The 24,745-nt window shown below is 73.2% G+C and carries 22 protein-coding genes; 9 read left to right on the forward strand and 13 right to left on the reverse strand.

The annotated features are described in order from the left end of the window. Positions 1-4: 4 nt before the first annotated feature. The gene (gene nucS, locus AB0N76_RS09315; protein WP_363554863.1) at positions 5-664 is read right to left on the reverse strand and encodes an endonuclease NucS; all 660 of its coding nucleotides are present in this window, start codon (positions 662-664) and stop codon (positions 5-7) included. 453 nt (positions 665-1,117) lie between these two features. On the opposite strand from nucS, the gene AB0N76_RS09320 reads away from it, so the two are divergent. Beyond that, positions 1,118-1,510, forward strand: coding sequence for an SCO5389 family protein (locus AB0N76_RS09320; RefSeq protein WP_363554865.1), 393 nt, complete (start codon positions 1,118-1,120; stop codon positions 1,508-1,510). Between the two features lie 63 nt (positions 1,511-1,573). Here the strand turns inward: AB0N76_RS09320 and AB0N76_RS09325 are convergent, their stop codons facing one another. Then, positions 1,574-2,881: an LLM class flavin-dependent oxidoreductase gene (locus AB0N76_RS09325; RefSeq protein WP_363554868.1), complete on the reverse strand. Its 1,308-nt coding sequence runs from the start codon at positions 2,879-2,881 to the stop codon at positions 1,574-1,576. 229 nt (positions 2,882-3,110) lie between these two features. On the opposite strand from AB0N76_RS09325, the gene AB0N76_RS09330 reads away from it, so the two are divergent. Beyond that, on the forward strand, positions 3,111-3,434 hold the full coding sequence (locus AB0N76_RS09330; protein WP_363554870.1) for an ATP/GTP-binding protein: 324 nt from the start codon (positions 3,111-3,113) through the stop codon (positions 3,432-3,434). Positions 3,435-3,460: 26 nt separating this feature from the next. Here the strand turns inward: AB0N76_RS09330 and AB0N76_RS09335 are convergent, their stop codons facing one another. Together AB0N76_RS09335 and AB0N76_RS09340 are read right to left on the reverse strand one after the other, a co-directional pair. Beyond that, positions 3,461-4,225: an ABC transporter permease subunit gene (locus tag AB0N76_RS09335; protein WP_363554872.1), complete on the reverse strand. Its 765-nt coding sequence runs from the start codon at positions 4,223-4,225 to the stop codon at positions 3,461-3,463. Between the two features lies 1 nt (position 4,226). After that, positions 4,227-5,249 (reverse strand): ABC transporter ATP-binding protein, encoded by a 1,023-nt coding sequence (locus AB0N76_RS09340; protein WP_363554874.1) that lies wholly within the window; start codon positions 5,247-5,249, stop codon positions 4,227-4,229. Between the two features lie 92 nt (positions 5,250-5,341). On the opposite strand from AB0N76_RS09340, the gene AB0N76_RS09345 reads away from it, so the two are divergent. After that, the gene (locus AB0N76_RS09345; protein ID WP_363554876.1) at positions 5,342-6,145 is read left to right on the forward strand and encodes an alpha/beta hydrolase; all 804 of its coding nucleotides are present in this window, start codon (positions 5,342-5,344) and stop codon (positions 6,143-6,145) included. Continuing rightward, a complete protein-coding gene (locus AB0N76_RS09350) occupies positions 6,142-6,498 on the forward strand; it encodes a hypothetical protein (RefSeq protein WP_363554878.1) in 357 nt (118 codons plus the stop codon). The genes AB0N76_RS09345 and AB0N76_RS09350 overlap by 4 nt, the downstream gene beginning before the upstream one ends. A gap of 21 nt (positions 6,499-6,519) precedes the next feature. Here AB0N76_RS09350 and AB0N76_RS09355 read toward each other — a convergent pair whose 3' ends face one another. From AB0N76_RS09355 to mce, 3 genes are all read right to left on the reverse strand, one after another. Next, complete coding sequence (locus AB0N76_RS09355; RefSeq protein WP_363554880.1) at positions 6,520-7,449, reverse strand: cellulose-binding protein; 930 nt, start codon at positions 7,447-7,449, stop codon at positions 6,520-6,522. Positions 7,450-7,556: 107 nt separating this feature from the next. After that, positions 7,557-12,248, reverse strand: coding sequence for a hypothetical protein (locus tag AB0N76_RS09360; protein ID WP_363554882.1), 4,692 nt, complete (start codon positions 12,246-12,248; stop codon positions 7,557-7,559). 573 nt (positions 12,249-12,821) lie between these two features. Next, positions 12,822-13,265: a methylmalonyl-CoA epimerase gene (mce, locus tag AB0N76_RS09365; protein ID WP_363554884.1), complete on the reverse strand. Its 444-nt coding sequence runs from the start codon at positions 13,263-13,265 to the stop codon at positions 12,822-12,824. A 258-nt stretch (positions 13,266-13,523) separates the two neighbouring features. On the opposite strand from mce, the gene AB0N76_RS09370 reads away from it, so the two are divergent. Both AB0N76_RS09370 and meaB read left to right on the forward strand, forming a co-directional pair. Then, the gene (locus tag AB0N76_RS09370) at positions 13,524-14,717 is read left to right on the forward strand and encodes an acetyl-CoA C-acetyltransferase (protein ID WP_363554886.1); all 1,194 of its coding nucleotides are present in this window, start codon (positions 13,524-13,526) and stop codon (positions 14,715-14,717) included. Between the two features lie 95 nt (positions 14,718-14,812). Then, the gene (gene meaB / locus AB0N76_RS09375) at positions 14,813-15,769 is read left to right on the forward strand and encodes a methylmalonyl Co-A mutase-associated GTPase MeaB (protein WP_363554888.1); all 957 of its coding nucleotides are present in this window, start codon (positions 14,813-14,815) and stop codon (positions 15,767-15,769) included. Positions 15,770-15,847: 78 nt separating this feature from the next. Here the strand turns inward: meaB and AB0N76_RS09380 are convergent, their stop codons facing one another. The 4 genes from AB0N76_RS09380 to AB0N76_RS09395 form a co-directional block, all read right to left on the reverse strand. Further along, the gene (locus tag AB0N76_RS09380) at positions 15,848-16,276 is read right to left on the reverse strand and encodes a MarR family transcriptional regulator (RefSeq protein WP_363554943.1); all 429 of its coding nucleotides are present in this window, start codon (positions 16,274-16,276) and stop codon (positions 15,848-15,850) included. A 135-nt stretch (positions 16,277-16,411) separates the two neighbouring features. Continuing rightward, positions 16,412-17,218 (reverse strand): AIM24 family protein, encoded by an 807-nt coding sequence (locus tag AB0N76_RS09385; protein WP_363554945.1) that lies wholly within the window; start codon positions 17,216-17,218, stop codon positions 16,412-16,414. 275 nt (positions 17,219-17,493) lie between these two features. Continuing rightward, a complete protein-coding gene (locus AB0N76_RS09390; protein WP_363554890.1) occupies positions 17,494-18,144 on the reverse strand; it encodes an AIM24 family protein in 651 nt (216 codons plus the stop codon). Next, the gene (locus AB0N76_RS09395; protein WP_363554892.1) at positions 18,144-18,782 is read right to left on the reverse strand and encodes an AIM24 family protein; all 639 of its coding nucleotides are present in this window, start codon (positions 18,780-18,782) and stop codon (positions 18,144-18,146) included. The genes AB0N76_RS09390 and AB0N76_RS09395 overlap by 1 nt, the downstream gene beginning before the upstream one ends. Positions 18,783-18,976: 194 nt before the next feature. Here AB0N76_RS09395 and AB0N76_RS09400 point away from each other — a divergent pair, with 194 nt between their 5' ends. Continuing rightward, the gene (locus AB0N76_RS09400; RefSeq protein ID WP_363554947.1) at positions 18,977-19,300 is read left to right on the forward strand and encodes a DUF3817 domain-containing protein; all 324 of its coding nucleotides are present in this window, start codon (positions 18,977-18,979) and stop codon (positions 19,298-19,300) included. A gap of 119 nt (positions 19,301-19,419) precedes the next feature. On the opposite strand, the gene AB0N76_RS09405 is transcribed toward AB0N76_RS09400, so the two are convergent. Continuing rightward, positions 19,420-21,033, reverse strand: coding sequence for a M4 family metallopeptidase (locus AB0N76_RS09405; RefSeq protein ID WP_363554894.1), 1,614 nt, complete (start codon positions 21,031-21,033; stop codon positions 19,420-19,422). 453 nt (positions 21,034-21,486) lie between these two features. Next, on the reverse strand, positions 21,487-23,124 hold the full coding sequence (locus tag AB0N76_RS09410; RefSeq protein WP_363554896.1) for a M4 family metallopeptidase: 1,638 nt from the start codon (positions 23,122-23,124) through the stop codon (positions 21,487-21,489). Between the two features lie 490 nt (positions 23,125-23,614). Between AB0N76_RS09410 and AB0N76_RS09415 the strand changes: the two genes are divergently transcribed. Beyond that, positions 23,615-24,130 (forward strand): MarR family transcriptional regulator, encoded by a 516-nt coding sequence (locus tag AB0N76_RS09415; RefSeq protein WP_363554898.1) that lies wholly within the window; start codon positions 23,615-23,617, stop codon positions 24,128-24,130. 87 nt (positions 24,131-24,217) lie between these two features. Beyond that, on the forward strand, positions 24,218-24,586 hold the full coding sequence (locus tag AB0N76_RS09420; RefSeq protein WP_363554900.1) for a DUF3817 domain-containing protein: 369 nt from the start codon (positions 24,218-24,220) through the stop codon (positions 24,584-24,586). The last annotated feature ends 159 nt before the right edge of the window (positions 24,587-24,745 follow it).

Raw genomic sequence — 24,745 nt, forward strand, 5'->3', positions numbered from 1 at the left:
GTGGTCAGAACAGCTTCAGCTTGTCGTCGTCGATGCCGCGCAGCTCGTCGTAGTCCAGGACCACGCAGCCGATACCGCGGTCGGTGGCCAGCACCCGGGCCTGCGGCTTGATCTCCTGCGCGGCGAAGACGCCCTTCACCGGGGCCAGCAGCGGGTCCCGGTTGAGCAGCTCCAGGTAGCGGGTGAGCTGCTCGACGCCGTCGATCTCGCCGCGCCGCTTGATCTCGACGGCGACCGTCGCGCCGTCCGCGTCGCGGCAGAGGATGTCCACCGGGCCGATGGCGGTCATGTACTCACGGCGGATCAGCGACCAGCCGGCCCCGAGCACCTCCATCCGGTCCGCGAGCAGCTCCTGGAGGTGCGCCTCGACGCCGTCCTTGATCAGACCCGGGTCCACCCCGAGTTCGTGCGAGGAGTCGTGCAGCACCTCCTCCAGCGTGATGATGAGCTTCTCGCCGGCCTTGTTCTCCACCGTCCAGACCCCGTCGGCCTCCTTGAGGACGCACGGCGGGGACATCCAGTTGAGCGGCTTGTAGGCGCGGTCGTCGGCGTGGATGCTGACGCTGCCGTCGGCCTTGACCAGGATGAGCCTGGTGGCGGAGGGCAGATGGGCGGAGAGCCGACCGGCATAGTCGACTGAGCAGCGGGCAATTACGAGACGCACGGTCGACCACGCTAGCCCACCGGGGCCAGTTGATGCGATTCCGCGACGACCGGGTGAAGAATCCGCGAACCCCGCGAACATGGATGCCCGGCGATCCCGCGAAAGCCTGTCGGCACCCTGGCGGCCACCACCATAGGCAGCTACGGTGTGTGACTGAGCGCTTGCGGGAGCGCTGTCAACGGGGATGGAGACTTCAGATGAACGATCCGACAGGATCCGGCCAATCTGGTGCACCGGGGCGTATTCCCGGAGCAATCCACCGGAATCACCGGACGGGCCCGTCGTCGACTGCCACGCTGTTCTGAGCGGTCGCGCCCCCCGGCCACGTCCTGTCGACGGGTCGCCCGGCGGTGTTCCGGACACCACGCGCGCCGCCACCCTCACCCTCAGCTTGGACTTGGACCACGCACCACCACCCGCGCGCCGCACGGGTGGACCGCGAGAGGAGAATCCATGTCGCTCGACGTCTCACCGGCCCTGCTGGAGAAGGCCGCGCGGGACGAGGTCGACGAGCGGGAGTTCGTCGACTGCGTCCGCGTCTCGCTGCCGTACGCCTGGGACCTGATCAGCTCGCTGGTCGCGCAGGCGAAGGTCGACGGCACCGACTTCGCCGACAACCAGGTGCCGCCGCCCACCGAGGAGGCCCGCGGCCAGCTCCTGCGGGCGCTCGCCAGCGACGCCATCCGGGGGGCCCTGCAGCGGCACTTCGGCGTGCAGCTGGCCTTCCAGAACTGTCACCGGGTGGCGGTGTTCCTGCCGTCCTCCGCCAACAAGAAGCGGTACGACCGCTTCACCTCGGTCCGCGAGCAGCTGCTCAACCAGTCCGAGGAACTGCGCGACTGCTGAGCAGGACCGCCACCGGGCCGCCAGTCCCCACAAGGGACGGGCGGCCCGGGCCGTTGGGAGTCCTCAGGTCAGCTGGGGGAGGACCTCGGAGCCGAGGCGGGCGATGTTGTGCAGGGTGGCCTCGCGGTCGCCGCTGCCCTCGGCGAGGAGGGCGAAGCGGCGGATGCCGGTCCGTTCGGCGGTGGCCAGCAGCCGGTCCGCGCACTGCTTCGGCGTGCCGACCGCGTGCAGGTCGCAGAGCAGCTCGGTGTACTGCCGCGGGTCGCGCATCTTGCGTTCCCGGCCGTCCACCGTGCGGTGCGCGCCGAGCCCGAACTCGAACCAGCCGGGCATCGCCCGCAGCAGGGTGGCCCGGGCCGCCGAGGTGCGGTCGTCCACCTGGGCCACGCCGGCCGCGACGTGCTGCCGGGTGACCCGCCGCAGCTGCTCCTCGCCGCGTCCGGCGGCCAGCCAGGCGGAACGATACAGCTCCAGCATCCGCAGCTTGTCCTCGTCGCCGGAGTGCATCCCGAGCAGCATCGGCAGCCCGCGCTCGGCGGCGGTGCGCACCCCGTCGGGCGAGGTGCAGGCGACCACCACCGGCGGTCCGGCCAGCGGGCGGCCGGTGCTGCCGAGCTCCTCGCCCGGGCCGTCGAGGTCCTGGCGCTGCCGGGGGAAGCGCAGCAGCCCGGTCCGGTCGTCGAGGCCGAGCCAGCTGCCGAGGTCGGGGCGGCGCGGCGGTTCGGTGGCCCGGGGCACCACGGCCACCTCGGGGAAGCTGAACTGCGGGCCGGCCGCGCCCACCCGGGAGCCGCGCAGCCAGCGCAGCAGCAGGTCGAGCCGTTCCGGGAAGCCCTGCTCGAAGGCGTCCACGCCGCTGCCGAAGACCTCCAGGTCGATCCAGGGCCCGCCGCGCCCGACCCCGAGCGTGAAGCGTCCGTCGGAGGTGAGGTGGAGCAGTGCGGCCTGTTCGCCGAGCGCCACCGGGTGGACGGTGGAGAGCACGCTGACCGCCGTCCCGATGCCGATCCGCCGGGTCCGGCCGAGCAGCAGCGCGGCGAGGGTGGCGGCGTTCGGGCAGACCCCGTACGGCACGAAGTGGTGCTCGGCCAGCCAGACGCTGTCCAGGCCCGCGTGTTCGGCCGCGACGGCGGCGCGGACGGTCCGGTCGAGCGCCTCGCCGTGGGTCTGGCCGGGGAACTGCGCGGAGAGCATGAACGCGCCCACCCGGACCGGCGCGGTGTCCGCGGTGGCGGTGGCGGCCCGCTGGGCGGTCGGCAGCGGGGTGCCGGCGACGGCCGTGACGGTGCCGGCGGTCAGCGCCGGGCCGGGGGCCGGCGGGCGGACCCCGACGGGCCGGCGGGTCTCGGCACGGGCGCTGGTTCTGGTCATTCTGAGGGCCTCCTCGGGTGCGCGCAGGGTTTGCGGGCCCCGCCTGTCCCCTCGTGAGTAGCCGATGTCATGTGCCAATGGCACGCCGGAACACCAATTTCGCAGAAGAACGGGTGGATCTCCGGGGAAACACCGGATCATCGCCCGATGCCGTGATAGTGGCCCGGTCGGGCGGCGGCCGGCCGTAGGCTGGAACGGTTTCCGCAGTCCCGCAGAGAGGTAGCCCGCCGTGTCGCCCCGACGCAACCGGATCAAGAGCGCCGCCGACAGTGACCGGGCGGAGCAGCCCGCCCCGCTGGGCGGTTCGATGCGCCGGACCGAGAACTACCAGGGCGACGACTGGGTCGTCCAGACGGTGGCCGGGACGGCCGGCCGCCACTACCGCTGCCCGGGCTGCGACCAGGAGATCCCGCCCGGGGTCGGCCACGTGGTGGCCTGGCCGATGCACGGCGCGGGGGTGGAGGACCGCCGGCACTGGCACCGGGCCTGCTGGGGCGCGCGGGAGCGCCGGGCCTCGAACCTGCTGCGCGGCCGCGGCGCTCCCCGGTACTGATCCCCCGCTGATCCCCCACGGGCGGGTCAGGCGTCGCGGTTCTTCAGCACCAGCGCGCCGCCGGCCAGCGCGGCCACCGTCCAGGCCAGGCAGAGGAAGAAGCCGGCCCACGGCCCGTACGGCTGGCTGTGCTCCTGGTAGACCAGCAGCATCCGGGAGCCCGCGTAGTCGGGGAAGTAGCGGGCCACGGTCCTGGCGCCCGGGACCGCCGAGAGGATCGGCGAGAGCAGGAAGAAGAACGGCACCAGCACGCCCAGCGCCAGGGTCTGGTTGTGCAGCATCGTGGTGACGCCGGCCGAGAACAGGCAGAGCATGGTGAGGTAGAGCGCGGCGCCGAACACCGCCCGCAGCACGTCCGGTTCGCCCAGGCCGGTGGAGTGGGAGCCGAGGATCGCCTGGCCGACGAAGAAGGCGACGAACGCGGTCACCAGCGAGACGGCGAGGGCGAGCGCGCCGAGCACCACCGCCTTGCCGGTGAGCAGGGTGCCGCGCTGCGGGACGGCGGCCAGGCTGACCCGGATCATCCCGCTGCTGTACTCGTTGCCGATCGCCAGCACCCCGAAGACGATGATCGCCAGTTCGCCGAGCAGGATGCCGGAGAAGGCGGTGCCGGTGGCGTCGAACGGGGTGCCCTCCTTGTGGAACTCGTCGAAGTTGCTGCGGGTGAGCAGGGACAGCAGGCCGCCCACCAGGACGGTGACCACGAAGGTCAGCGCGAGCGTCCAGACCGTCGAGCGGACGCTGCGGATCTTGGTCCACTCGGAGCGCAGGACCGCGGGGAAGGACGCCATCTCAGTTCTCCTCCGTCGTGTGGCCGGCCGGCGGCTGCGGCGGCCGCTGCTGCTGCGCCGCGCCGCCCTGCCAGGTGGCGCCCCAGACGCCGGGCGCGCCGGCCGCGTCGCGGCCCGGGCCGTCCCCGGCGTGGTACTCGACCGAGTCGGCCGTCATCTGCATGAACGCCTCCTCCAGCGAGGCCTGCTGCGGGCTGAGTTCGTGCAGCACCACGCCGTGGGCGGCGGCCAGGTCGCCGAGCGCGGCGAGGTCGCCGTCGACCACCTCGTACGAGCCGTCCGGGCCGGGCTCGTGGCGCAGTCCGGCGGCGGTCAGCACGTCGAGCAGCCGTTCGGGGTGCGGGGTGCGCAGCCGGACGGCGGAGCGGGAGTTGCGGCGGATGAATTCGGCCATCGGCAGGTCGGCGAGCAGCCGGCCCCGGCCGATGACCACCAGGTGGTCGGCGGTGACGGCCATCTCGCTCATCAGGTGGGAGGAGACGAAGACGGTCCGGCCCTCGGCGGCGAGCCGCTTCATCAGATTGCGGATCCAGAGGATGCCCTCCGGGTCGAGTCCGTTGACCGGCTCGTCGAACATGACGATCTCGGGGTCGCCGAGCAGGGCGGAGGCGATGCCGAGGCGCTGGCCCATGCCGAGCGAGAAGCCCCGGGCGCGCTTGCGGGCGACCGGGGTGAGGCCGACCAGGGCGAGCACCTCGTCCACCCGGCGCTCGGGGACGCGGTTGCTCTGGGCGAGCCAGAGCAGGTGGTCGCGGGCGGTGCGCCCGGGGTGGACGGCCTTGGCCTCCAGCAGCGCGCCGATGTACTTGAGCGGCTCGCTGAGCTGCCCGTATCTCTTGCCGTCGATGGTGACGCGACCGGCGGTGGGCCGGTCGAGGTCGAGGATCATGCGCATCGTGGTGGACTTGCCGGCGCCGTTGGGCCCGAGGAAGCCGGTCACCACGCCCTGGGGGACCTGGAAGCTCAGCCGGTCCACGGCCAGCGTGCTGCCGTAACGTTTGGTCAGGTCGTGCAGCTCGATCATCAGCGCTCCCTTACTCTCCGTCAGGCTATGACAAAGCGGACAAGGTGGCCCGCTGAGTGGGCCCGCCGGGCGCACCGGAATACGGTGGGCCCATGACCCAGCTCCCCTCCGCAGTGTCGGTCCGCGAGAGCGGTACCGGAACTCCCCTCGTGCTGTTGCACTCCTTTCCGCTCAACGCCGCCATGTGGTCCGCCCAACTGGACGAGCTGCCCGGGACGACCGGGGACGAGGCCCGGGTGATCGCCCCCGACCAGCGCGGCTTCGGCGGCACCGAGCTGGGCTCCGACGAGCCCTCGCTGGACGCGGTCGCCGACGACGTCGCCCTGCTGCTGGACGCGGCCGGCCTGGACCGGGTGGTGCTCGGCGGCCTCTCGATGGGCGGCTACGTGGCGCTCGCCTTCGCCCGCCGCCACCCGGACCGGCTGGCCGGTCTGCTGCTGGCCAACACCAAGGCCACCGCCGACCAGGAGCCCGCCCGGGTCAACCGGGAGCGGATCGCCGCCGCCGTCCTGGCCCGGGACAGCGTCCGGCTGCTGCTGGACGAGAAGATGGCGGCCGGGCAGCTGGGGCCGCAGACGCAGCACCTGGTCGACCGGGTGCAGGACCTGATCGCCGTCGCGCCGCCGGCCGCCGTCGCCTGGGCGCAGCGGGCCATGGCGGCCCGTCCGGAGGCCCTGGACGTGCTCGCCGGGCTCCGGGTGCCGACCGCCGTCGTGGCGGGCGCGCAGGACGGCCTGATCCCGCTCGCCGAGGCCGAGCTGATGGTGGCGGCCAAGCCGGACACCGAGCTGACGGTGCTGCCCGGGGTGGGCCACCTGAGCGCGATCGAGGCGCCGGCGGAGTTCAACGCGGCGGCGCGCCGGCTGCTGGCCCGGGCGGCGGTGGCGGCGGGATGAGGGAGGAGCGGGCGGAGACCGGCGGCTGGGACTTCTCCGCGCTGGAGGTGACCGGCCGGATGCCGGTGACCAACCGGGGCGACGGCCTGCTCGAACTGACCCTGGAGCCGCTGGGGGAGGACTACTGGATGCGCCCGGGGGAGACCTTCATCGTCACCTCGTACGGCGACTACGGGCCCGGGCACCCCTTCGAGGTGCAGTACTGGCCGGACTCGGTGTCGGTCTGGTGCACCTCGTGGTTCGGCACCGTCTCGGACGACGAGGGCAACCAGCTGAGCTGCGGGTACCAGCGGCCGGACGGCGCGTACCCGCACTGGGGAAGCGCGAACGGGCCCTCACCCGCCGGGGGGTGAGGGCCCGTCGGGGCTGCGGCGTCAGCGCGACTGCTGGGCGGGCACGCCCATGCTGTCGTCGTTCGGCAGCGAGGCGGCGGCCACGGCCGCGCCGGTCAGCGTCGCCAGCATCTCGCGGACGTTGGTCAGCTGGGCGTTGATGCTGTCGCGGCGGTTGGTGAGCGCCGCCAGCTCGCGCTCGGATTCGCTGCGGATCCGGTCGGCCTTGGCGTTGGCGTCGGCGACGATGTCCTCGGACTGGCGCTGGGCCGTCTCGACGGTCTGGCGGGCGCGGCGCTCGGCGTCGGTGCGCAGCTTCTCCGCCTCCAGGCGGAGCTGCTCGGCCCGGTGCTCGATCTCGGCCAGCCGCTTCTCGGCCTTGGCCTGGCGGGCGGCGAGGTCGCGCTCGGACTGCTCCCGGCGCTTGGCCAGGTTGGTCTCGAACTCCAGCGCGGCCTGGGCGGCCTTGGTGCGGGTCTCCTCGAAGAGGGCGTCCGCCTCCTCGCGCTTGTTCTGGGCGTCCTTGTTGGCCTCGGCGCGCAGCTGGGCGGAGTCGCTCTTCGCCTTGTCGACGATCCGCAGCCCCTCGTCCTCCGCCTTGGCCTTGCGGTCCTTGGCGTAGTTCTCGGCCTCGGTGCGGACCTGCTGGGCGGCGGCCTCGGCGAGCTCGCGGTGCTGCTCGGCGGCGCGGTGCGCCTCGTCGCGCAGGTCCTTGGCCTCCTCCTCGGCGAGCCGCAGGATCTTCTCGACCCGGGCACCGAGACCGGCGTACGACGGCTCCGACTCGGCGACCGCCGCCTGGGCGGTCTGGGTCTCCAGGTGGAGCTCCTCGATGCGCTTCTCGAGGGCGCTGATCCGGGTCAAGGCACTGTCACGGTCGGCCACCAGCTTGGTGATCCGCTCGTCGACCTGGGCGCGCTCGTACCCACGGCGCACCAGGTCGAAGCCGTGAGGGGAGTGACTGTCGCTCATGGGGTTCTGGGCTTCCTGTCGTCAAACCGCTGAGGTGGTTGAGGGAATCCTGACACGGTACCGGAGTGTCGACGGCGAAATGCCGTTGTCTCGCGGACAATGTCCGCTCAATCGGGTGGTGCGCTCTTGGAGCGATTGCCACCCGAACGGGGAGAGCCAACTCCGGCACCGGCCTTGGCACCCCCGTCCTTCTTGGTGTTGCTTCCCCCGTTTGCCTGTGCGACCGGTGACGGCGCCTCGAAGGCCTCCAGGGCGGACAGCACGTCCTGCACCCTGGAGATCTCGGTGTTGATGTCCTTGCGACGGCGCACCAGTTCGTCCAGCTCGCGCCGGCCCTCGTCGGTGACCCGCTTCGCCTCGGCCCGCGCCTCGGCGAGCACCCGCTCGGCCTCCGTCTTCGCCAGTTCGATCTGCTCGTCCGCGGCCTCGTCGGCGGCCCGCAGCCGCTTCTCCGCCTCGGACGCCGCCGACTCCAGCCGCTCCTCCGCCTCGTCCTGCGCGGACTTCAGCTTGGCCTCGGCCTTCTCGATCAGGGCCTCGGCGCGGTCGGTGGAGTTGGCGAGCTTGGTCTCGGCCTCCTTGAGCAGGCCCTCCGCCTTGCGGACGGCGGACAGCCGGACCTTGCTGGCCTCGGCGGACGCCTCCGAGGTCAGCTCGTTGGCCCGGTCCTCGGCGGCCGCGACCAGCGCCGCCGCCCGGTCCTCGGCCTCGGCGACGGTGGCGACCGCCTGCTCCTCGGCCTCGGTCAGCTGTTCCTGCGCGGCCGTCACCAGGGCGTCGACCCGCTCGCCGGCCGACTTCATGGCCTGCGCGTTCTCCTTGCGGGCGCGCTCGTGCAGGGCCTCCACCTCGGCATCGGTGCGCTCGCGCAGCTCCTCGGCGCGCTCGCGGATCGCGGTGGCGTCCCGGCGGGCCTCGGAGAGCAGCGCGTCGGCGTCGGCGCGGCCCTTCTCGACCGCCTCCGACCCGGCGGCCTCGCCGGCCGCGACCAGCCGGTCGGCCTCCTTGCGGGCGGCCGCGACCATCGCGTCGGCCTGCTCCTCGGCGGCGGCGGTGGTGGCCAGCGCGGTGGTCTGGGCGTCCTCGGCGAGCGCCTCGGCGTCCGCGAAGGCCTTCTCCAGGACGGACTTGGCCTGGTCCCGGGTGGCCTTGTCGAACTGCTCGGCGGCCTCCCGGGTGTCGGCGTCGTAGGCGTCGGCGCGGGCGTGGGTGGCGGCGTCGTACTCGTCGGCCAGGGTGCGGGTGGCGTGCGCGTACTCCTCGGCCTCGGCGCGCAGCGCGGCGGCGAACTCCTCCGCCTCGGCGACGGTGCCGGCGGCCCGCTCCTCGCCGGCCGCGACCGTCCGGGCGCCCTGCGCCTCGGCGTCGGCGCGCAGCTGCTCGGCGGCGGCCCGGGCGGCCCGCAGGCCGTCCTCGGCGTCGGCCCGCAGCTGCTCGTCGTAGGCCTGCGCCTCGGCGCGCTGGTGGGCCAGTTCGGCCTCGACGGCCTCGCGCTCGGCGGCCAGCTCCAGCTCGGTCTGCTCGCGCAGGGCGGCCGCCTCGGCGGCGGTCCGGGTCCGCAGGTCGGTGGTCTCCCGCTCGGCGAGGGCCCGCTGCTCGGCGGTCTCGCGGTCGGCGGTGTCGCGCTGCTCGGTGGTCTCCCGCTCGGCGAGGGCCCGCAGTTCGGCGGTCTCGCGGTCGGCGGTGTCGCGCTGCTCGGTGGTCTCCCGCTCGGCCAGCGCCCGCAGCTCGGTGGTCTCCCGGTCGGCGGTGTCGCGCAGCTCGGCGGCGGCCTGGGCGGCCTGCTCCCGGACCTCCTCGGCCTCCCGCTCGGCGGTGGCCCGCAGCTCGGCGATCTGCTGCGAGGCGGTCTCGTGCAGGCCGGCCACCGACTGGCGGACCTCGGCGGCCTCCTCGTCGGCGAGCTCGATCAGCCCGGCGGCCTCGGTCTTCGCGGCGGCGATCAGCTCCTCGCCGTCGCGCCGGGCCTGCTCCAGCTCCTCGCCGGCCTCGGCCCGGATCGCGTCGGCGGTGGCCCGGGCCTCGGACAGCTCGCGGCCGGCCTCGGCGCGGACCGTCTCGGCCTGCTCGTCGGCCAGCGCGCGCTCGGCGGCGGCCCGCTCGCGCAGGTCCTTGGCGGCGGCCGCGGCCTCGGCGCCGAGCCGTTCGGCGGTGGCCTCGGCGTCGGCGAGCTCCTGCTCGGCCTCGGCGCGCAGGCCGGTGGCGTAGGCCTCGGCGGCCTCGCGGGTGGCGGCGGTTTCGGCGGCGGTCTGCTCGGTGAGCTGGGCGGCGGCCTGTTCGGTCTCCGCGCGCAGCTCGGTGGCGTAGGTCTCGGCGGCCTCGCGGGCGGCGGTGGTCTCGGCGGCCGTGCGCTCGGTGAGTTCGGCGGCGGCCTGTTCGGTCTCCGCGCGCAGCTCGGTGGCGTACGTCTCGGCGGCCTCGCGGGCGGCGGCGGTTTCGGCGGCGGTCCGCTCGGTCAGCTCGACGGCGGCGGCCTCGGCCTCGGTCCGGACCCGGGTGGCGTGGGCGTCGGCGGCCTCGCGGACGGCGGCCGTCTCGGCGGCCGTGCGCTCGGTCAGCTCGACCGCGGCGCCCTCGGCCTGCTCGCGCGCCGCGGTGGCGGCGGCCAGCTGCTCGGCGGTCTCCTCGCGCTCCCGGAGCAGCCCGGCGGCGGCCTCCTCGCGCTCGCGCCGGCTCTCCTCGCGGAGCGCCTCGGCGGCGGCCTCGGCCTCCGCCCGGCCGCGGGCCAGCTCGGTGTCGGTCTCGGTGCGCAGCCGCTCCGCGTCGGCGACGGCGGCGTCCCGGACGGCGTTCGCCTCGGCCTGCGCGTCGGTCCGGACGGCCTCCGCGGCGGCGGTCGCCTCGGCGCGCACCCGCTGGTCGAACTCGCCCGCCTCGCGGCGCAGTTCGGCGGTGTCGCGCTCGGCGGCGGCCCGGTTCTCGGCGGCCGCGGCCTTGGCGGCGGTGAGCGCGTCCTGGCCCTGCTGCTCGGCCGTGGCGGTGATCTTCGCGGCCTCGGCGCGGGCCCGCTCCAGGGTCTGCTCGGCCCGGCCCTGGGTCTCGGCGGCCCGCTCCTTGGTCTGCTCGCGCAGCCGCTCGACCTCGGCGGCGGCGCCCCCGCGCAGCTCGTCCGCGTCGGACTTGGCCTTGGTGAGCAGCTCCTCGGCGGTCTTCGCCGACTCCTCGATCTGCAGCACCGCCTGCCGGCGGGCCTCGCCGCGCACCCGCTCCGCCTCGGCGGCGGCCTGGGCACGCAGCTCCTCGGCCTCCGCGCGCAGTCGGGCGGCCTCGTCCTGCATCTCCTGGATCCGCTCGCGGATCGCGGCGGCGTCGTCCAGGGCGGCGTTCTGGGCGGCCGCGACGGCGGCCTCGGCCTGGGCGCGCAGCCGCTCCGCCTCGGCGGCGGCCTCGGCGCGGATCCGGTCGGCCTCGGTGGTGGCCGCGGTGCGGGCCGCCTCGGCGTCCTGGCCGGCCCGGTCGAGCATCTCCTCGGCGGTCTTGGCGGCCTTGGCCAGCTGGGCGGCGGCGTCGGTGGCACCGGCCGCCCGGCCGGCCTCCTCGGCCTCGCCGCGCAGCCGCTCGGCGGCGGCCTCGGCGTGGGCGCGCAGGTCGGCGACGTCCCGCTCGGCCTGGGCGCGCATCTCGGCGATGGCGGCCTCGGCCTCGGCGCGCAGCTGCCCGGCCACCGACTCGGCGGTGGCGCGCAGCCGCTCGCTCTCCTCGGCGGCGGCGGCCTTGGCGGCGTCCGCCTCGGCCTGCTGGGTGGCGGCCACGGCGCGGATCGCGTCGGCCTCCTTGGTGGCCTGGGCGACCATCCGGGCCACCTCGGCCCGGGCGGTCTGCGAGCGCTGCTCGTTGGCGGCCTCGCCGTCGGCGACCTTCCGCTCCACGGCGGCCTCGGCGTCGGCCTGGAGCTGCTCGGCGGCGGCGACCGTCCGGGCGCGCAGGTCGGCGGCCTCCAGGCGGGCGCGCTCGCCCTCGGCCAGCGCCTCGGCGCGCAGCCGCGCTATCTCGGCCTGGGCGTGGGCCAGCTCCTGCTGGGCGCGGGTCTGCTCGGCGGCGGCGTGCTCCTTGAGCCGGCCGATCTCGGCCTGCGCGGCGGCCAGCTGCTGCTCGGCGGCGACGTGCGCGGCGGCGAGCTGCTGCTGGGCCTCGCCGCGGGCGGCGTCGACGTCGGCGGCGGCCTGCGCGCCGGCCTGCTGGGCCTGCTCGGAGGCGGCCCGCAGCAGGCGCTCGGCGTCGCTCTGGGCGCGCTGGATGGCGGCCTCGGCGGCGGCCTGGGCCTCGCCGCGGGCGGCGTCCACGTCGGCGGCGGTCTGCGCCCGGGCCTGGTCGGAGAGGGCGGCGGCCTCGGCGCGGGCGGCGGCCATCATCCGGTCGGCCTCGCCGCGGGCCTCCTGCAGCAGGCGCTGGGCCTCCTGCTCGGTGCCGGCCCGGGTCTGCTCGGCCCAGTTGACGTTCTCGTTGACGTGCTGCTCGGCGCTGCGCCGCAGCTCGGCGAGCTCCTCCTCCAGCTGGCGGCGGCGGGCGGCCAGCTCGGCCTCCAGTCGGGCGGTGCGCTCGGCGGCCTCCGCCATGATCCGCTGGGTGGCGGCCTGGGAGTCGCGCAGCTGCCGTTCGGCGTCGGCGCGCAGCTGCTGGGCCTGCATCTCGGCGGTGCGGAGCATCTGCTCCGCCTGGCCGGAGACGGCGTCGAAGGCGCGCGGCTGGGCGAGCATGCGGCGGGACTCGTGCAGCTTGGCCCGGAGCACCTCCACCTGGTAGGCGAGGTCCTCGGCATGCTCGACTGCCTTGTCCCGCTCCTTCCGAGTCCGATCCATGTCGGCCTCGAACTGGGAGAGGTGATCGTCAACCTCGTAGCGGTCGTAGCCCCGCACTCCGCGGTCCCATCCATCTCCTGGTCGCGTCCTCGACCCGGCCGGCCCGTGTGGCTCCCGCTTGCTCGGGCGCCGGTCCGACTGGTCCTTGCATCCGCGGTCGTGTGGCCGCCCCCGCTCCTGCCGGGACGCCCGCCGCGGTCGTCGGAGCCCTGGGCGCGGGAGCGCGGTCGATCCGCATTCCCCCGTCCGGGTGGACTCCTGGGCGAACTCTTGCCTTGTGGAGAATGGTGACAGATCCGTCTTGCGACTGTTCAGCCGTGCCCGCGTAATGGACTCCCCTGCGACGGGCCTCCCACCGGGGCGGACGGGCCTGTCTTCGGCCGTGCCCGTCGTCCCCGTCCCCCGGAGTCTTCGCGCACCTGGGCATTGTAGTGGGAGCGCCTTGCGGGGGAATGGGCGCGTGGGGGTTTTCCGGGTGACCGGACGAGGTTACTGACGGGTCATGAGGGTGCGGGAGGGTCCGGGAGGTGCCGGAGGGGCGGGTGCCGCCCGGTGGCGGCACCCGGCGGCGGCTCAGTGGGCCGCGTGCTCGTCCGGCTCCGCGGCGGTGACCAGCTCGGTCAGCACGCCGCCGCAGTCCTTGGGGTGCAGGAAGGTGATCCGCGAGCCCATCGAGCCGATCCGCGGCTCGTCGTACAGGACCCGGACGCCCTTGCCGCGGATCGCCTCGGCGTCGCCGTCCACGTCGGCGGTGCCGAAGGCGATGTGGTGGACGCCCTCGCCGTTCTTCGCCAGCCACTTGCCGACCGCGGAGTCCTCGCGGGTCGGCTCCAGCAGCTGCAGGTAGGAGGCGCCGCCGTCGCCGGTGTCGTTGATCTTGAGCATGGCCTCGCGGACGCCCTGCTCCTCGTTGACCTCGGAGTGGAAGACCTCGAAGCCGTAGGTGGCGCGGTAGAACTCGACCGTCTTGTCGAGGTCGCGGCAGGCGATGCCGATGTGGTCGATACGGGTCAGCACGGTGGCCTCCGGATGCGGGGCGGGCGACGGGACGGCAACAGTGCAGCGCATGCCGGTCGGCGGCGCCAGCCGTCGGGGTGCGAGCCTGCTCACACGGACGGCCCAGCGGCAGGGTTCACCCGGATCGGGTTGACACGGTGTTGACTGGACGGTGCCAGTGCGCTCGATCACACCGTGGGTCCGGTGACGGGCGGGTAACAGGTCAGTACATTGAGCGGCAACCTCCACCTGGCCACGACGCGCGAAGGGGCTCGTCTCATGACCACCACCACCTCTGTGATCGTCGCCGGGGCACGGACCCCGATGGGCCGCCTGCTCGGCTCCCTCAAGGGCTTCTCCGGCGTGGACCTCGGCGGCTTCGCCATCAAGGGCGCGCTGGAGCGGGCCGGCATCACCGGCGACCAGGTCCAGTACGTCATCATGGGCCAGGTGCTGCAGGGCGGCGCGGGCCAGATCCCGGCCCGCCAGGCCGCCGTCAAGGCCGGCATCCCGATGGACGTCCCCGCCCTCACCATCAACAAGGTGTGCCTCTCCGGCCTGGACGCCATCGCGCTCGCCGACCAGCTGATCCGGGCCGGCGAGTTCGACATCGTGGTGGCCGGCGGCCAGGAGTCCATGACCAACGCCCCGCACGTGCTGCCGAAGTCCCGCGAGGGCTACAAGTACGGCGCGATCGAGATGCTCGACTCGATGGCCCACGACGGCCTGACCGACCCGTGGGAGAACATCCCGATGGGCGCCTCCACCGAGAAGCACAACGTCCGCCTGGGCATCACCCGGGAGGTCCAGGACGAGATCGGCGCCGCCTCGCACCAGCGCGCCGCCAAGGCCCAGGCCGACGGGATCTTCGAGGCCGAGATCGTCCCGGTGGCGGTCCCGCAGCGCAAGGGCGAGCCGGTCCTGGTCAGCCTGGACGAGGGCATCCGCCCCGACACCACCGTCGAGGGCCTGGCCAAGCTGCGCCCGGCCTTCGACAAGGACGGCACCATCACCGCCGGCACCTCCTCGCCGATCTCGGACGGCGCCGCCGCCGTGGTCGTGATGAGCAAGGCCAAGGCCGAGGAGCTGGGCCTGAGCTGGATCGCCGAGATCGGCGCGCACGGCAACGTCGCGGGCCCGGACAACTCGCTGCAGTCGCAGCCGTCCAACGCGATCAAGCAGGCGGTGGCCAAGGAGGGCATCTCCGTCGAGGACCTCGACCTGATCGAGATCAACGAGGCGTTCGGCGCCGTCGCCCACCAGTCGATGAAGGACCTGGGCGTCTCCCCGGAGATCGTCAACGTCAACGGCGGCGCGATCGCGCTCGGCCACCCGATCGGCATGTCCGGCGCCCGCCTGGTGCTGCACCTGGCGCTGGAGCTGCAGCGCCGCGGCGGCGGCGTCGGCGCGGCCGGGCTGTGCGGGGGCGGCGGCCAGGGCGACGCGCTGATCGTCCGGGTGCCCAAGGCCTGATCCAGGTACGAACCACTTCGGGGCTGCGGACCGCCACAAGCGGTCCGCAGCCCTTCGGCGCAGGGTGCGAAGACGGACCCTTAGGAGACCCACCCATGATCGATGTGCCGACCCTGGTCGAGCAGGCCCGGCAGGGCCGTCCGCGGGCGGTGGCCCGCCTGATCTCGCTGGTCGAGAACGCCGCGCCCGAGCTGCGCGAGGTGATGGCCGCGCTGGCGCCGCACACCGGGCACGCCTACACGGTGGGCCTGACCGGCTCGCCCGGCGTGGGCAAGTCCACCTCCACCTCGGCGCTGGTCTCCGCCTACCGGCGGCTGGGCAAGCGGGTCGGCGTGCTGGCGGTGGACCCGTCCTCGCCGTTCTCCGGCGGCGCGCTGCTCGGCGACCGGGTCCGGATGCAGGACCACGCCACCGACCCCGAGGTGTTCATCCGCTCGATGGCCACCCGCGGCCACCTGGGCGGACTGTCCTGGTCCGCCCCGCAGGCGCTGCGGGTGCTGGACGCGGCCGGCTGCGACGTGATCCTGGTGGAGACGGTCGGCGTCGGCCAGTCCGAGGTGGAGATCGCCGCGCAGGCCGACACCACCGTGGTGCTGCTCGCGCCGGGCATGGGCGACGGCATCCAGGCCGCCAAGGCCGGGATCCTGGAGATCGGCGACCTCTTCGTGGTCAACAAGGCCGACCGGGACGGCGCGGACGCCACCGCCCGGGAGCTGAACCACATGCTCGGCCTGGGCGAGGCCCGGGAGCCGGGGGCGTGGCGGCCGCCGATCGTGAAGACCGTCGCGGCCCGCGGCGAGGGCGTGGACGAGGTGGTCGAGGCGCTGGAGAAGCACCGCGCCTGGCTGGAGGAGCACGGCGAGCTGGCCGTCCGGCGCCGCCGCCGGGCCGCCGACGAGGTCGAGGCGATCGCGCTGGCCGCGCTGCGCGCCCGGATCGGCGACCTGCACGGCGACCGGCAGCTGGCCACCCTGGCCGAGCGGGTGGTGGACGGCGAGCTGGACCCGTACGGCGCGGCCGACCGGCTGGTCGCGGGCCTCACCACGATCTGACCCGGAACGCCGAGTGGCCGGCACCCCCGGGCGGGGGTGCCGGCCACTCGCCGTCAGGGGCCACTCGCCGTCAGCGGATCAGGACCGGCCGCGCAGGCCGCGCAGGTGCTCCGCGACCGGGGCCAGCGCCTCGTACATCGCGTCCAGCTGCTCGGGGGTGAAGCGGTCGATGAAGTGCGCCCGGACGCTGCGCACGTGGTCCGGGGCGACCCGCTGCATGGTCTCCCAGCCCTGCTCGGTGAGGTGGGCGTAGAGGCCGCGGCGGTCGCCGGGGCACTCCTGGCGCAGCACCAGGCCGGCGTTCTCCATCCGGGTGATCTGGTGCGAGAGCCGGCTCTTGGACTGGAGCGTCGCGGTGGCCAGGTCGGTCATCCGCATCCGCCGCTCGGGCGCCTCGGAGAGCACGACCAGGATCTCGTAGTCGTTGATGGCGAGGCTGTGCGGCTGGAGTTCGCGGCTGAGCTGGTAGTCGAGCAGCTTGGCGACCTCCAGGTGGGCGCGCCACATCCGCTGCTCGCGGGCGGTCAGCCAGGGAGTCTCCTCCTCGGGCCCGTCGGGCTGCGAGGAGGAGACGTCCGCGGCGGCGATCGTGTGCGTGTCCATGCGCCCACCATACCGCATTTAGTTAAACATTGTACAAGTTTACAGACCGAAACGTCGCCCGAGGTCGCCCAGGTTACCGAGACCGGGCACGTTCACGTTCGGCAACTGGCCGCCGGAGGCGTGCTGGGACGGCACCCCGCCCATCGGCACCCCGGCCTCGGCGTGCACCTGGCCGACCGCGCGCTCGGCCATCAGCACCTCGGACGACTGCAGCAGCACCTGGCCGGCGCCGATGAACTCGAACTGGTGCTCCTCGCCGGACGCCCCGCCCAGCCCGGTCAGCCGGCGGATGCCGCCGATCACCCCGTGCATGTAGTCGTGGTCGTAGTGGTGGCACGGCGCCGGGCAGTCCGCCCAGCCGACCAGCGCCTGCGGGTCGACCCGGATCGGCGGCTCGACGAAGTGCACCGGCCCGTTCGAGGCGGCGACGAACTTGCCGGTGCCGATCAGGGTCAGGAAGCCCGGGATGATCGACTGCTTGAGCCGCAGGGTGGGCTCGTAGGCCAGCAGGTTCCCCGAGCGGACCGTCAGGTTCCCCTCCTCCAGGTCGTAGGAGTTGAGGTCGAAGGCCCGGTCGGCCAGCAGCAGCTTGCCCCGGCCCTCGGCGACCACCCAGTCCGCGGCGTGCATCGGCGAGTTGAAGTGCTGGCCGAGCATCCGGTCGATCGCGCCGGCGCCGACGCCCTTGAAGGAGATGTCGCCGTAGTAGGCGACCATCTTGCCCTTCTGCAGGAAGTACGAGCCGTTGAGGTCGACCGAGAAGGCGTACGGGTTGACGTTGTCGTTGGACGGCAGGCTGTGCACGTCGTGCACCACCGGCCCGGAGCCGTCCTGCGCCTTGGGCAGCGGGGCCTGCGCGCCGCCGTACTGCTCCTGGGCGTACTGCTGCGGCGGCTGGGCCGGGTAGCCCTGCGGCGGGGGCGGCGGGTAGCCGCCCTGCTGGGGGTAGCCCTGCTGCGGGTAGCCCGGCTGGGGCTGGCCCTGCGGGTAGCCCTGCGGGGGGTACGGCTGGCCGGGCTGCGGCGGGTAGCCGGGCGGCGGGGCGGCGGGGTAGCCGGGCTGGGTCGGCTGGCCGTACGGGTCCTGGGGCTGCCCGTACGGGGGCTGCGGCGGGTAGGACATCAGAGCTTCTCCTCGCTCGCCTGCACGTACACGACGCCGTTCCCGGACAGCTCCAGCTGGAAGGCCTCGCCGGAGCCGCGCCCGATCATGTCGCGCCACCCCAGCGCGGTGGACAGCTTGTTCTGGACCTGGCCGCGGTGCGCGACGTAGGCCTGCGGGTCGACGTGCACCGGCTGGTGCGGGGTGATCGGCAGCTCGAACACGCCGCCGTGCGCCATCACCGCCACCGAGCCGTGGCCGTCCAGCTTGGTGGTGAACAGGCCCTGGCCGGTCACCTGGCCGCGGACCATGCCCATCACGCCGCCCTGCGAGCCCAGGAACATGGTGGACTGCTGCAGCGTGCCCTCGAAGGCGAGCAGCCGGTCCGCCTCGACGTACAGGGTGTCGCCGCCCAGGTCGATCACGTGCACGTGGTGGCCGCCGTGGCCGAACATCACGCTGCCCTGGCCCTCGACGGTCATCAGCGGGGTGTCCTCGTTGGCCACCCGGCGGCCGATCATCGACATGACGCCGCCCTGCCCGCCGGTGATGTTCGGCGTGAACCGGACCTCGCCGGTGTACGCGAGCATCGCGCCGCGCTGGCTGAACAGCCGCTGGCCGGGGACGACCCGGGCCTCGATCATCTTGTTGTTGAGCTTCGTGAACGCCATCAGACGTCGCCCCCGATGGTGAGCTTCTCGGAAGGCTGCACGTAGACCAGGCCCTCGCCGGTGAACTCGACCTGGACGGCCTCGCCGCCGCCCTCGCCGATGAAGGTGGTCCAGCCGGCGCCGGACTTGATGGAGCGGTTGAGGTTGCCGGTGTGCGCGACGTACGCCCCCGGGTCCACCCGCAGCGGCATGCCCTGCGACACCCGCAGGATGATTGCCGGCCCCTTGGAGGTGACCGCCGCCCAGCCGTGCCCCTCGACCTTGGTGGTGAAGAGGCCGTTGCCGGAGGAGACGCCGTTCAGGCCGGTGAAGCTGGTGCCGGTCTTGAGCGTCCCCTCGGTGCAGAGCAGGTTGTCGGACTCGACGTAGAGCGTCTCGCCGTTCAGCCGCACGAGGTTGATCTCGGTGGCCCGGTCGGCGAAGTAGCAGGTGCCCTGCCCCTTCACCTCCATGACCGTCATCTGCTCGCCGGTCAGCCGGCGGGTGACCATGCCGCGCAGGCCGTCGCCGCCACCGCTGAGCTTCTTGAAGTTCATCTGGCCGGTGTACGCGACCATCGAGCCGTTTCTGGCTTTCACGGCGTCGCCCGTCATGTCGACGGCGAGCGTCTTGGACCCCTGGAGTCGAAACTGTGCCACGGCCGCAATGTAGCGGTCCCCGGGCCGGGCCGGGGAGGGGGAGGTGGTGTTCTGGTACGCGTCTGCGACAAAACGGGTGACCGGGCTCCGGTCCGACCCCCGCCGGAGGGCCCGGACGTGTGCTCGGCGATAATGGGCCGAATGCTTGTGAGCCGGTTCACAAGCGATCTACGAGCCCCCGTATCGAGGTACCCATCGTGAACAGCAGCGCCGTCCACCGCCTGCGCCTGGTCTCCGGCCCCGAAGGGGTCTCGTTCCTGCTCCTGCTGCTCTGCTCGGTGCTCAAGCGCACCACCGACTTCAACGGCGTGCCGGTGATGGGCATGGTCCACGGGATCCTGTTCATCCTGTACGTGGTGTTCTGGATCATGGCCTGGCAGACCCAGAAGTGGGACACCAAGCGCGGCGTCCTGCTGTTCGTCCTCTCGGTGGTCCCGCTCGGCGGCTTCGTGGCCGAGCGGATGCTCGCCAAGGAGGAGCGCGCCGTCTCCGGCAAGGCCGCGCCGGCCACCGCCTGACACCTCCGCGCTGAACCTCCGCGCGGTCGAGCCCGCGCACGCCGGCAGGCTGCCGGGGCCCCCTCTCCCAGTGGGCCCCGGCAGCCTGCGGCTTTTTCCGGAGGTGGTACCGGTCGCGGCTAGCTGACGTTCACCGCGCTCCAGGCGGCGGCCACCGCGTTGTACTCGGTGCTGCCGGCGCCGTAGAGGTCCTTGGCGGCGTTCAGCGTGCCGGTGCGGGCCGCCTTGTAGTTGGTGCTGGAGGTGAAGTAGGTGGTCAGCGCGCGGTACCAGATCGCCGCGGCCTTGTTCCGGCCGATGCCGGTGACCGTGGAGCCGTTGGAGGTCGGGCTGTTGTAGCTGACGCCGTTGATGGTCTTGGCGCCGCTGCCCTCGGAGAGCAGGTAGAAGAAGTGGTTGGCCACGCCCGAGGAGTAGTGGACGTCGATGCTGCCGATGCCGGAGTACCAGGCGTCCTTGGACTTGCCGTCCTTGGAGGGCTGGTCCATGTAGCGCAGCGGCTTGCCGTTGCCGAAGATGTTGATCTTCTCGCCGATGAGGTAGTCCGGCACGTCCACCGGCAGGTTGGCGTACCACTCGACCATGGTGCCGAAGATGTCCGAGGTGGCCTCGTTCAGGCCGCCGGACTCACCGGAGTAGGTGAGGTTGGCGGTGGCCGAGGTGACGCCGTGGCTCATCTCGTGGCCGGCCACGTCGATCGCGGTCAGCGGGTTGGTGTTGTTGGTGCCGTCGCCGTAGGTCATGCAGAAGCAGGAGTCCTGCCAGAACGCGTTGACGTAGGCGTTGCCGTAGTGGACCCGGTTGCTCGCGCCGACGCCGTTGTTCTTGATGCCGTTCCGGCCGAAGGTGTTCTTGTAGTAGTCCCAGGTGGCGCCGGTGCCGAACTGCGCGTCCACCGCGGCGGACTGGGTGTCGGACGTGGTGCCGTTGCCCCAGGTGTTGTCCGCGTCGGTGTAGAGCGCGTTGTTGCTCTTGGCGTTCCCGGTCCACTGGTTGCCCCGGGAGCCGTCCTTGAGCTGGTACGTGGAGCCGCTCTGGGTGGTGGTCAGGGTGACGGTGCCGACGTGCACGCCCTTGCCGGTGCCGGTCGCGGTCTGCACCTCCTCGTGGGTGGAGAGCACCTGGCCGGTGGCGGCGTCGGTGACCAGCCGCTGGCTGCTCGGGGTGCCGTCGGCCCGCTCGCCGTGCACCACGGTCTGGTAGGCGAGCCGCGGGCTGCCGTCGCCCGCCCACACCACCAGGCTGGGCGCGCTCGCGCCGTCGACCCGGCTGACCGGGGACTCGTCCGCGTCGGCGGCGATGCCGACGGTGGCCCGGACCGAGTCCACCGCCTGGGTGGAGGCCTGGCCGGAGGAGAGCGACGGGGTCAGGCTCGGCACCGAGAGCCGGCCCTCGAAGGCCCGGTCCACGGAGGAGACGGTGCCGTTGGCCTTCTGGTGGACGATCAGGTCGCCGCCGAGCACCGGCAGGCCGGCGTAGGTCCGGTCGTAGCGCAGGTGGCGGGTGCCGTCGGCGTCGACCACGACGTCCTTGGCGACCAGCTTCTCCTGCCCGCCGAGCGCCAGCGCCTTCGCCACCGGCGCGGCCTGCTGGCCGGCCAGTGCGATCAGCGCCTCGCGCTGCTGGACGGGGGCCGGCGGGGCGGCCTGGGCGGGGGCGGCGGCGACCTGGATGGCGCCGGCCAGCAGAGCGGTGGCGGAGAGTACGGCGCCGGCTGTCAGCTTTCGCTTCACGTGCGGGGTTCCTTCCACGAAACCGCGGGTGCGCGGTCACGCCGCATACCGGGGCGCCGGGGTTGGCGCCGTGGGGCGGTAGGGCGCTGACGTGCTGCTCCGTGCGGCCTGACGGTCCGTCGATGGGTGGGGGCGACGGGCGTCCGGACGGGGCTTGGGCAGAAGCATGACAATGCAGGTCGTGAAAGAACAGGGCGCGACCGGCGATTGGCCAGGTCTCGCCACCGGCCGGTGCGGCTGGTTCGGAAGCGACGGGTGACCGGTTCGCCCCGGTTCATCCGGTGGCGGGATCCCGCCAACGGCGGGTCTTGCCGCCCCCGTCCGGCGTTGCTACGGAGCCGCCCGCCGTTGCCGCGGAGCCGCCCGGGAACGGCCGGACGCCCGGGGCCTCCCCTCCCAGTGAGGCCCCGGGCGTCGCTTGAGCGGCCCTTGAACGATCAGGTGATCAGGTGATCAGTTGACGTTGACGCCGCTCCACGCGGCCGCGACCGCGTTGTACTCGGCGCTGCCGGCGCCGTACAGGTCGGCCGCGGCGCTCAGGGTGCCGGTGCGGGCGGCCTTGTAGTTGGTGGTGGAGGTCCAGTACACGGTCAGCGCGCGGTACCAGATGGCCGCGGCCTTGTCCCGGCCGATGCCGGTGAGGGTCGAGCCGTTGGAGGTCGGGCTGTTGTAGCTGACGCCGTTGATGGTCTTGGCGCCGCTGCCCTCGGCCAGCAGGTAGAAGAAGTGGTTGCCGACGCCCGAGGAGTAGTGGACGTCCAGGCTGCCCACGGAGGACGACCAGGAGTCGGCCGAGCCGCCGTCCTTGGAGGGCTTGTCCATGTAGCGCAGCGGCGTGCCGTCGCCGTTGAGGTCGATCTCCTCGCCGATCAGGTAGTCCGGCACGTCGGTGGGCAGGTTGGCCGAGAACTCCACCATGGTGCCGAAGATGTCCGAGGTGGCCTCGTTGAGGCCGCCGGACTCGCCCGAGTAGTTCAGGCCGGCGGTGGCCGAGGTGACGCCGTGGGTCATCTCGTGGCCCGCCACGTCGATCTCGGTCAGCGGGTGGGTGTTGCTCGCGCCGTCGCCGTACGTCATGCAGAAGCAGGAGTCGTTCCAGAACGCGTTGACGTAGTTCTTGCCGTAGTGGACCCGGCTGGTGGCGCCGACGCCGTTGTTCTTGATGCCGAGGCGGCCGAAGCTGTTCTTGTAGTAGTCCCAGGTGGCCGCCGCGCCGAACTGCGCGTCCACCGCGGCCGACTGGCCGCTGGAGACGGTGCCGGTGCCCCACTTGTTGTCCGCGTCGGTGTACAGCGTGCCCGAGCCGGAGGTGCGGCCCTTCAGGTCGCTGGTGGACTGGCCGCCGCGCGAGGCGTCCTTGAGCTGGTAGGTGGAGCCGCTCAGGGTGGTGGTCAGCGGGACGTTGCCGACGAAGACGCCGTTGCCGGTGCCGGTCGCGGTCTGCACCTGCTCGTGGCTGGAGAGCACCTGGCCGGAGGCGGCGTCGGTGACCAGCAGCTGGCTGCTCGGGGTGCCGTCGGCGCGGACGCCCTCGACGGTGGTCCGGTAGGCCAGCCGCGGGTTGCCGTCGGCGGCCCAGACGACCAGCTGGGCGGCGCCGGCCTGGCGGACCTCGGTCAGCGGGGACTCGTCCTTGTCGGCGGCGATGCCGACGGTGGACTGCACCGCGCCGGAGGCCTGGGCGGCGGCCTGGTCGGCCGGGATCTTCGGGGTCAGGCTCGGGACCGAGATCTGCGCGGTGACGGCCTTGTCGACCGCCTTGACCGAGCCGCCGGCGGCCTGGTGGACGACCAGGTCGCCGCCGAGCACGGGCAGGCCGGCGTAGGTGCGCTCGAAGCGGAGGTGGCGGGTGCCGTCGGCGTCCACCACGGCGTCCTTGGCGACCAGCTTCTCCTGGCCGCCCAGCGCGAGGGCCTTGGCCAGCGGGTCGGCCTGACCCTTCGCCACGGCGAGGACGGCCTCGCGCTGCTGCGCGGCCTGCGCCTGGGCCGACGGGGTCGGGGCGGCCTGGGCGGCGGTGCTCACCTGGATGACGCCGGCGAGGAGGGCGGTGGCGGAGAGTACGGCGCCGGCTGCGAGCTTTCGCTTCACGTACAGGTCCTTCCGGGAAACCGCGTGTGCGCGGTCGCACCTCGCTCCGGGGTGCCGGGGTTGGCACCTGAGGGGCGGAACGGGCGCTGACGTGCAGCTCCGTGCGGTCCACGGTGGTCACCGGTGAGTGGGGCGGTGGCCACCGGACGGGGCTGGCCGAAAGCATGACAATCGAACAAGTGAAATGACAGGTCTGGTTCATTGATTGGCCAGGTCTCGCCAACGCGGCGGATGGTGAACAGGGCGACAAATAGGGCGAATCGCCCCGCCTTTCAGCGGGTTACCGTCCGAACCGAGGCCTGATAGCAGGCCGAACGCCACCCGCGCGGCCAACGTCCCTGCCCGGGCGAATGGTTGGTGGACGTTCACATCCCCGCAACGTGCTGGTATGTACCTGACGAGTCGACTGGCGGGATCCCGCCACGTGTCGCACTTGTCCACCATCAGGACGCCTGGTAGCACCAGCCCCGCCCGCCGGTACGGTAAGGAGGTGGCCAAGCCCCTCGCACTCGACTTCGACCCGATCGCCCGCGCCGACGAGCTGTGGACCCGCCGCTGGGGAACCGTCCCCTCGATGGCGGCGATCACCTCGATCATGCGGGCGCACCAGATCCTGCTCTCCCGCGTGGACGCGGTGCTCAAGCCCTACGGCCTGACCTTCGCCCGCTACGAGGCGCTGGTGCTGCTCACCTTCAGCCGGACCGGCGAGCTCTCGCTCTCCAAGATCGGCGAGCGGCTGATGGTCCACCCGACCAGCGTCACCAACACCGTCGACCGGCTGGAGCGGGCCGGCCTGGTCGCCCGCCGCCCCAACCCGCTGGACGGGCGCGGGGTGCTCGCCGCGATCACCGACCGCGGCCGCGGGGTGGTCGAGGAGGCCACCCGGGAGCTCATGGCGATGGAGTTCGGCCTGGAGGAGTACGGCGCCGAGCAGTGCCGCGAGGTGTTCGAACTGCTCCGCCCGCTGCGGGTGGCGGCCGGCGACTTCACCGAAACGAGCGACTGACCGGGCTGCGGGGGGCTGCGCGGGGCGGGGCGTGAGGGCGGCTACTCTCGTTGGAGCGGTGCGCGGATCCGGACGTACCCCTCCCCGATGCTGCCGAGCGAGGCGATGAGAAGTATGAAGGCGACCCCCCTGCTGGGCTGGTACCGCGCCCTGGCCATTGCGACCGGTGTGGCCCTGCTGGTGTTCTGCGGCTTCATGGTGGCGAAGTACGGCTTCCACACCGCCGAGGACGTGACCACCTACGTCGCGATGCTGCACGGCTACCTCTACATCGGGTACTTCGTGGTGACCTTCCTGCTCGGCCAGAAGCTCAAGTGGCCGCTCGGCCGGATGCTCTTCACGCTGGCCGCCGGGTGCATCCCGTTCGCCTCCTTCGTCGCCGAGCGCAAGGTGGTCGCCGAGGCCAACGCGAAGCTGCCGGCCGGCGACGCCGCCCGCCAGCCCGCCGGCGTCTGACCGCACGCGCTCGCCGAGGGCGCCCTTCCCCGCCCGGGGGAGGGCGCCCTTTCGCATGCCCCTCGGAGCGGCGCGCCGGAGGTCCATCGACAAGTACTAGGACGTCCGAGTAAATTAGTAGGACGTCCTAACAGCTGTGCCGCCCGCTGGCGTGGCGGC

It is taken from the genome of Kitasatospora sp. NPDC093806, from assembly GCF_040683335.1.
GTDB lineage: Bacteria > Actinomycetota > Actinomycetes > Streptomycetales > Streptomycetaceae > Kitasatospora.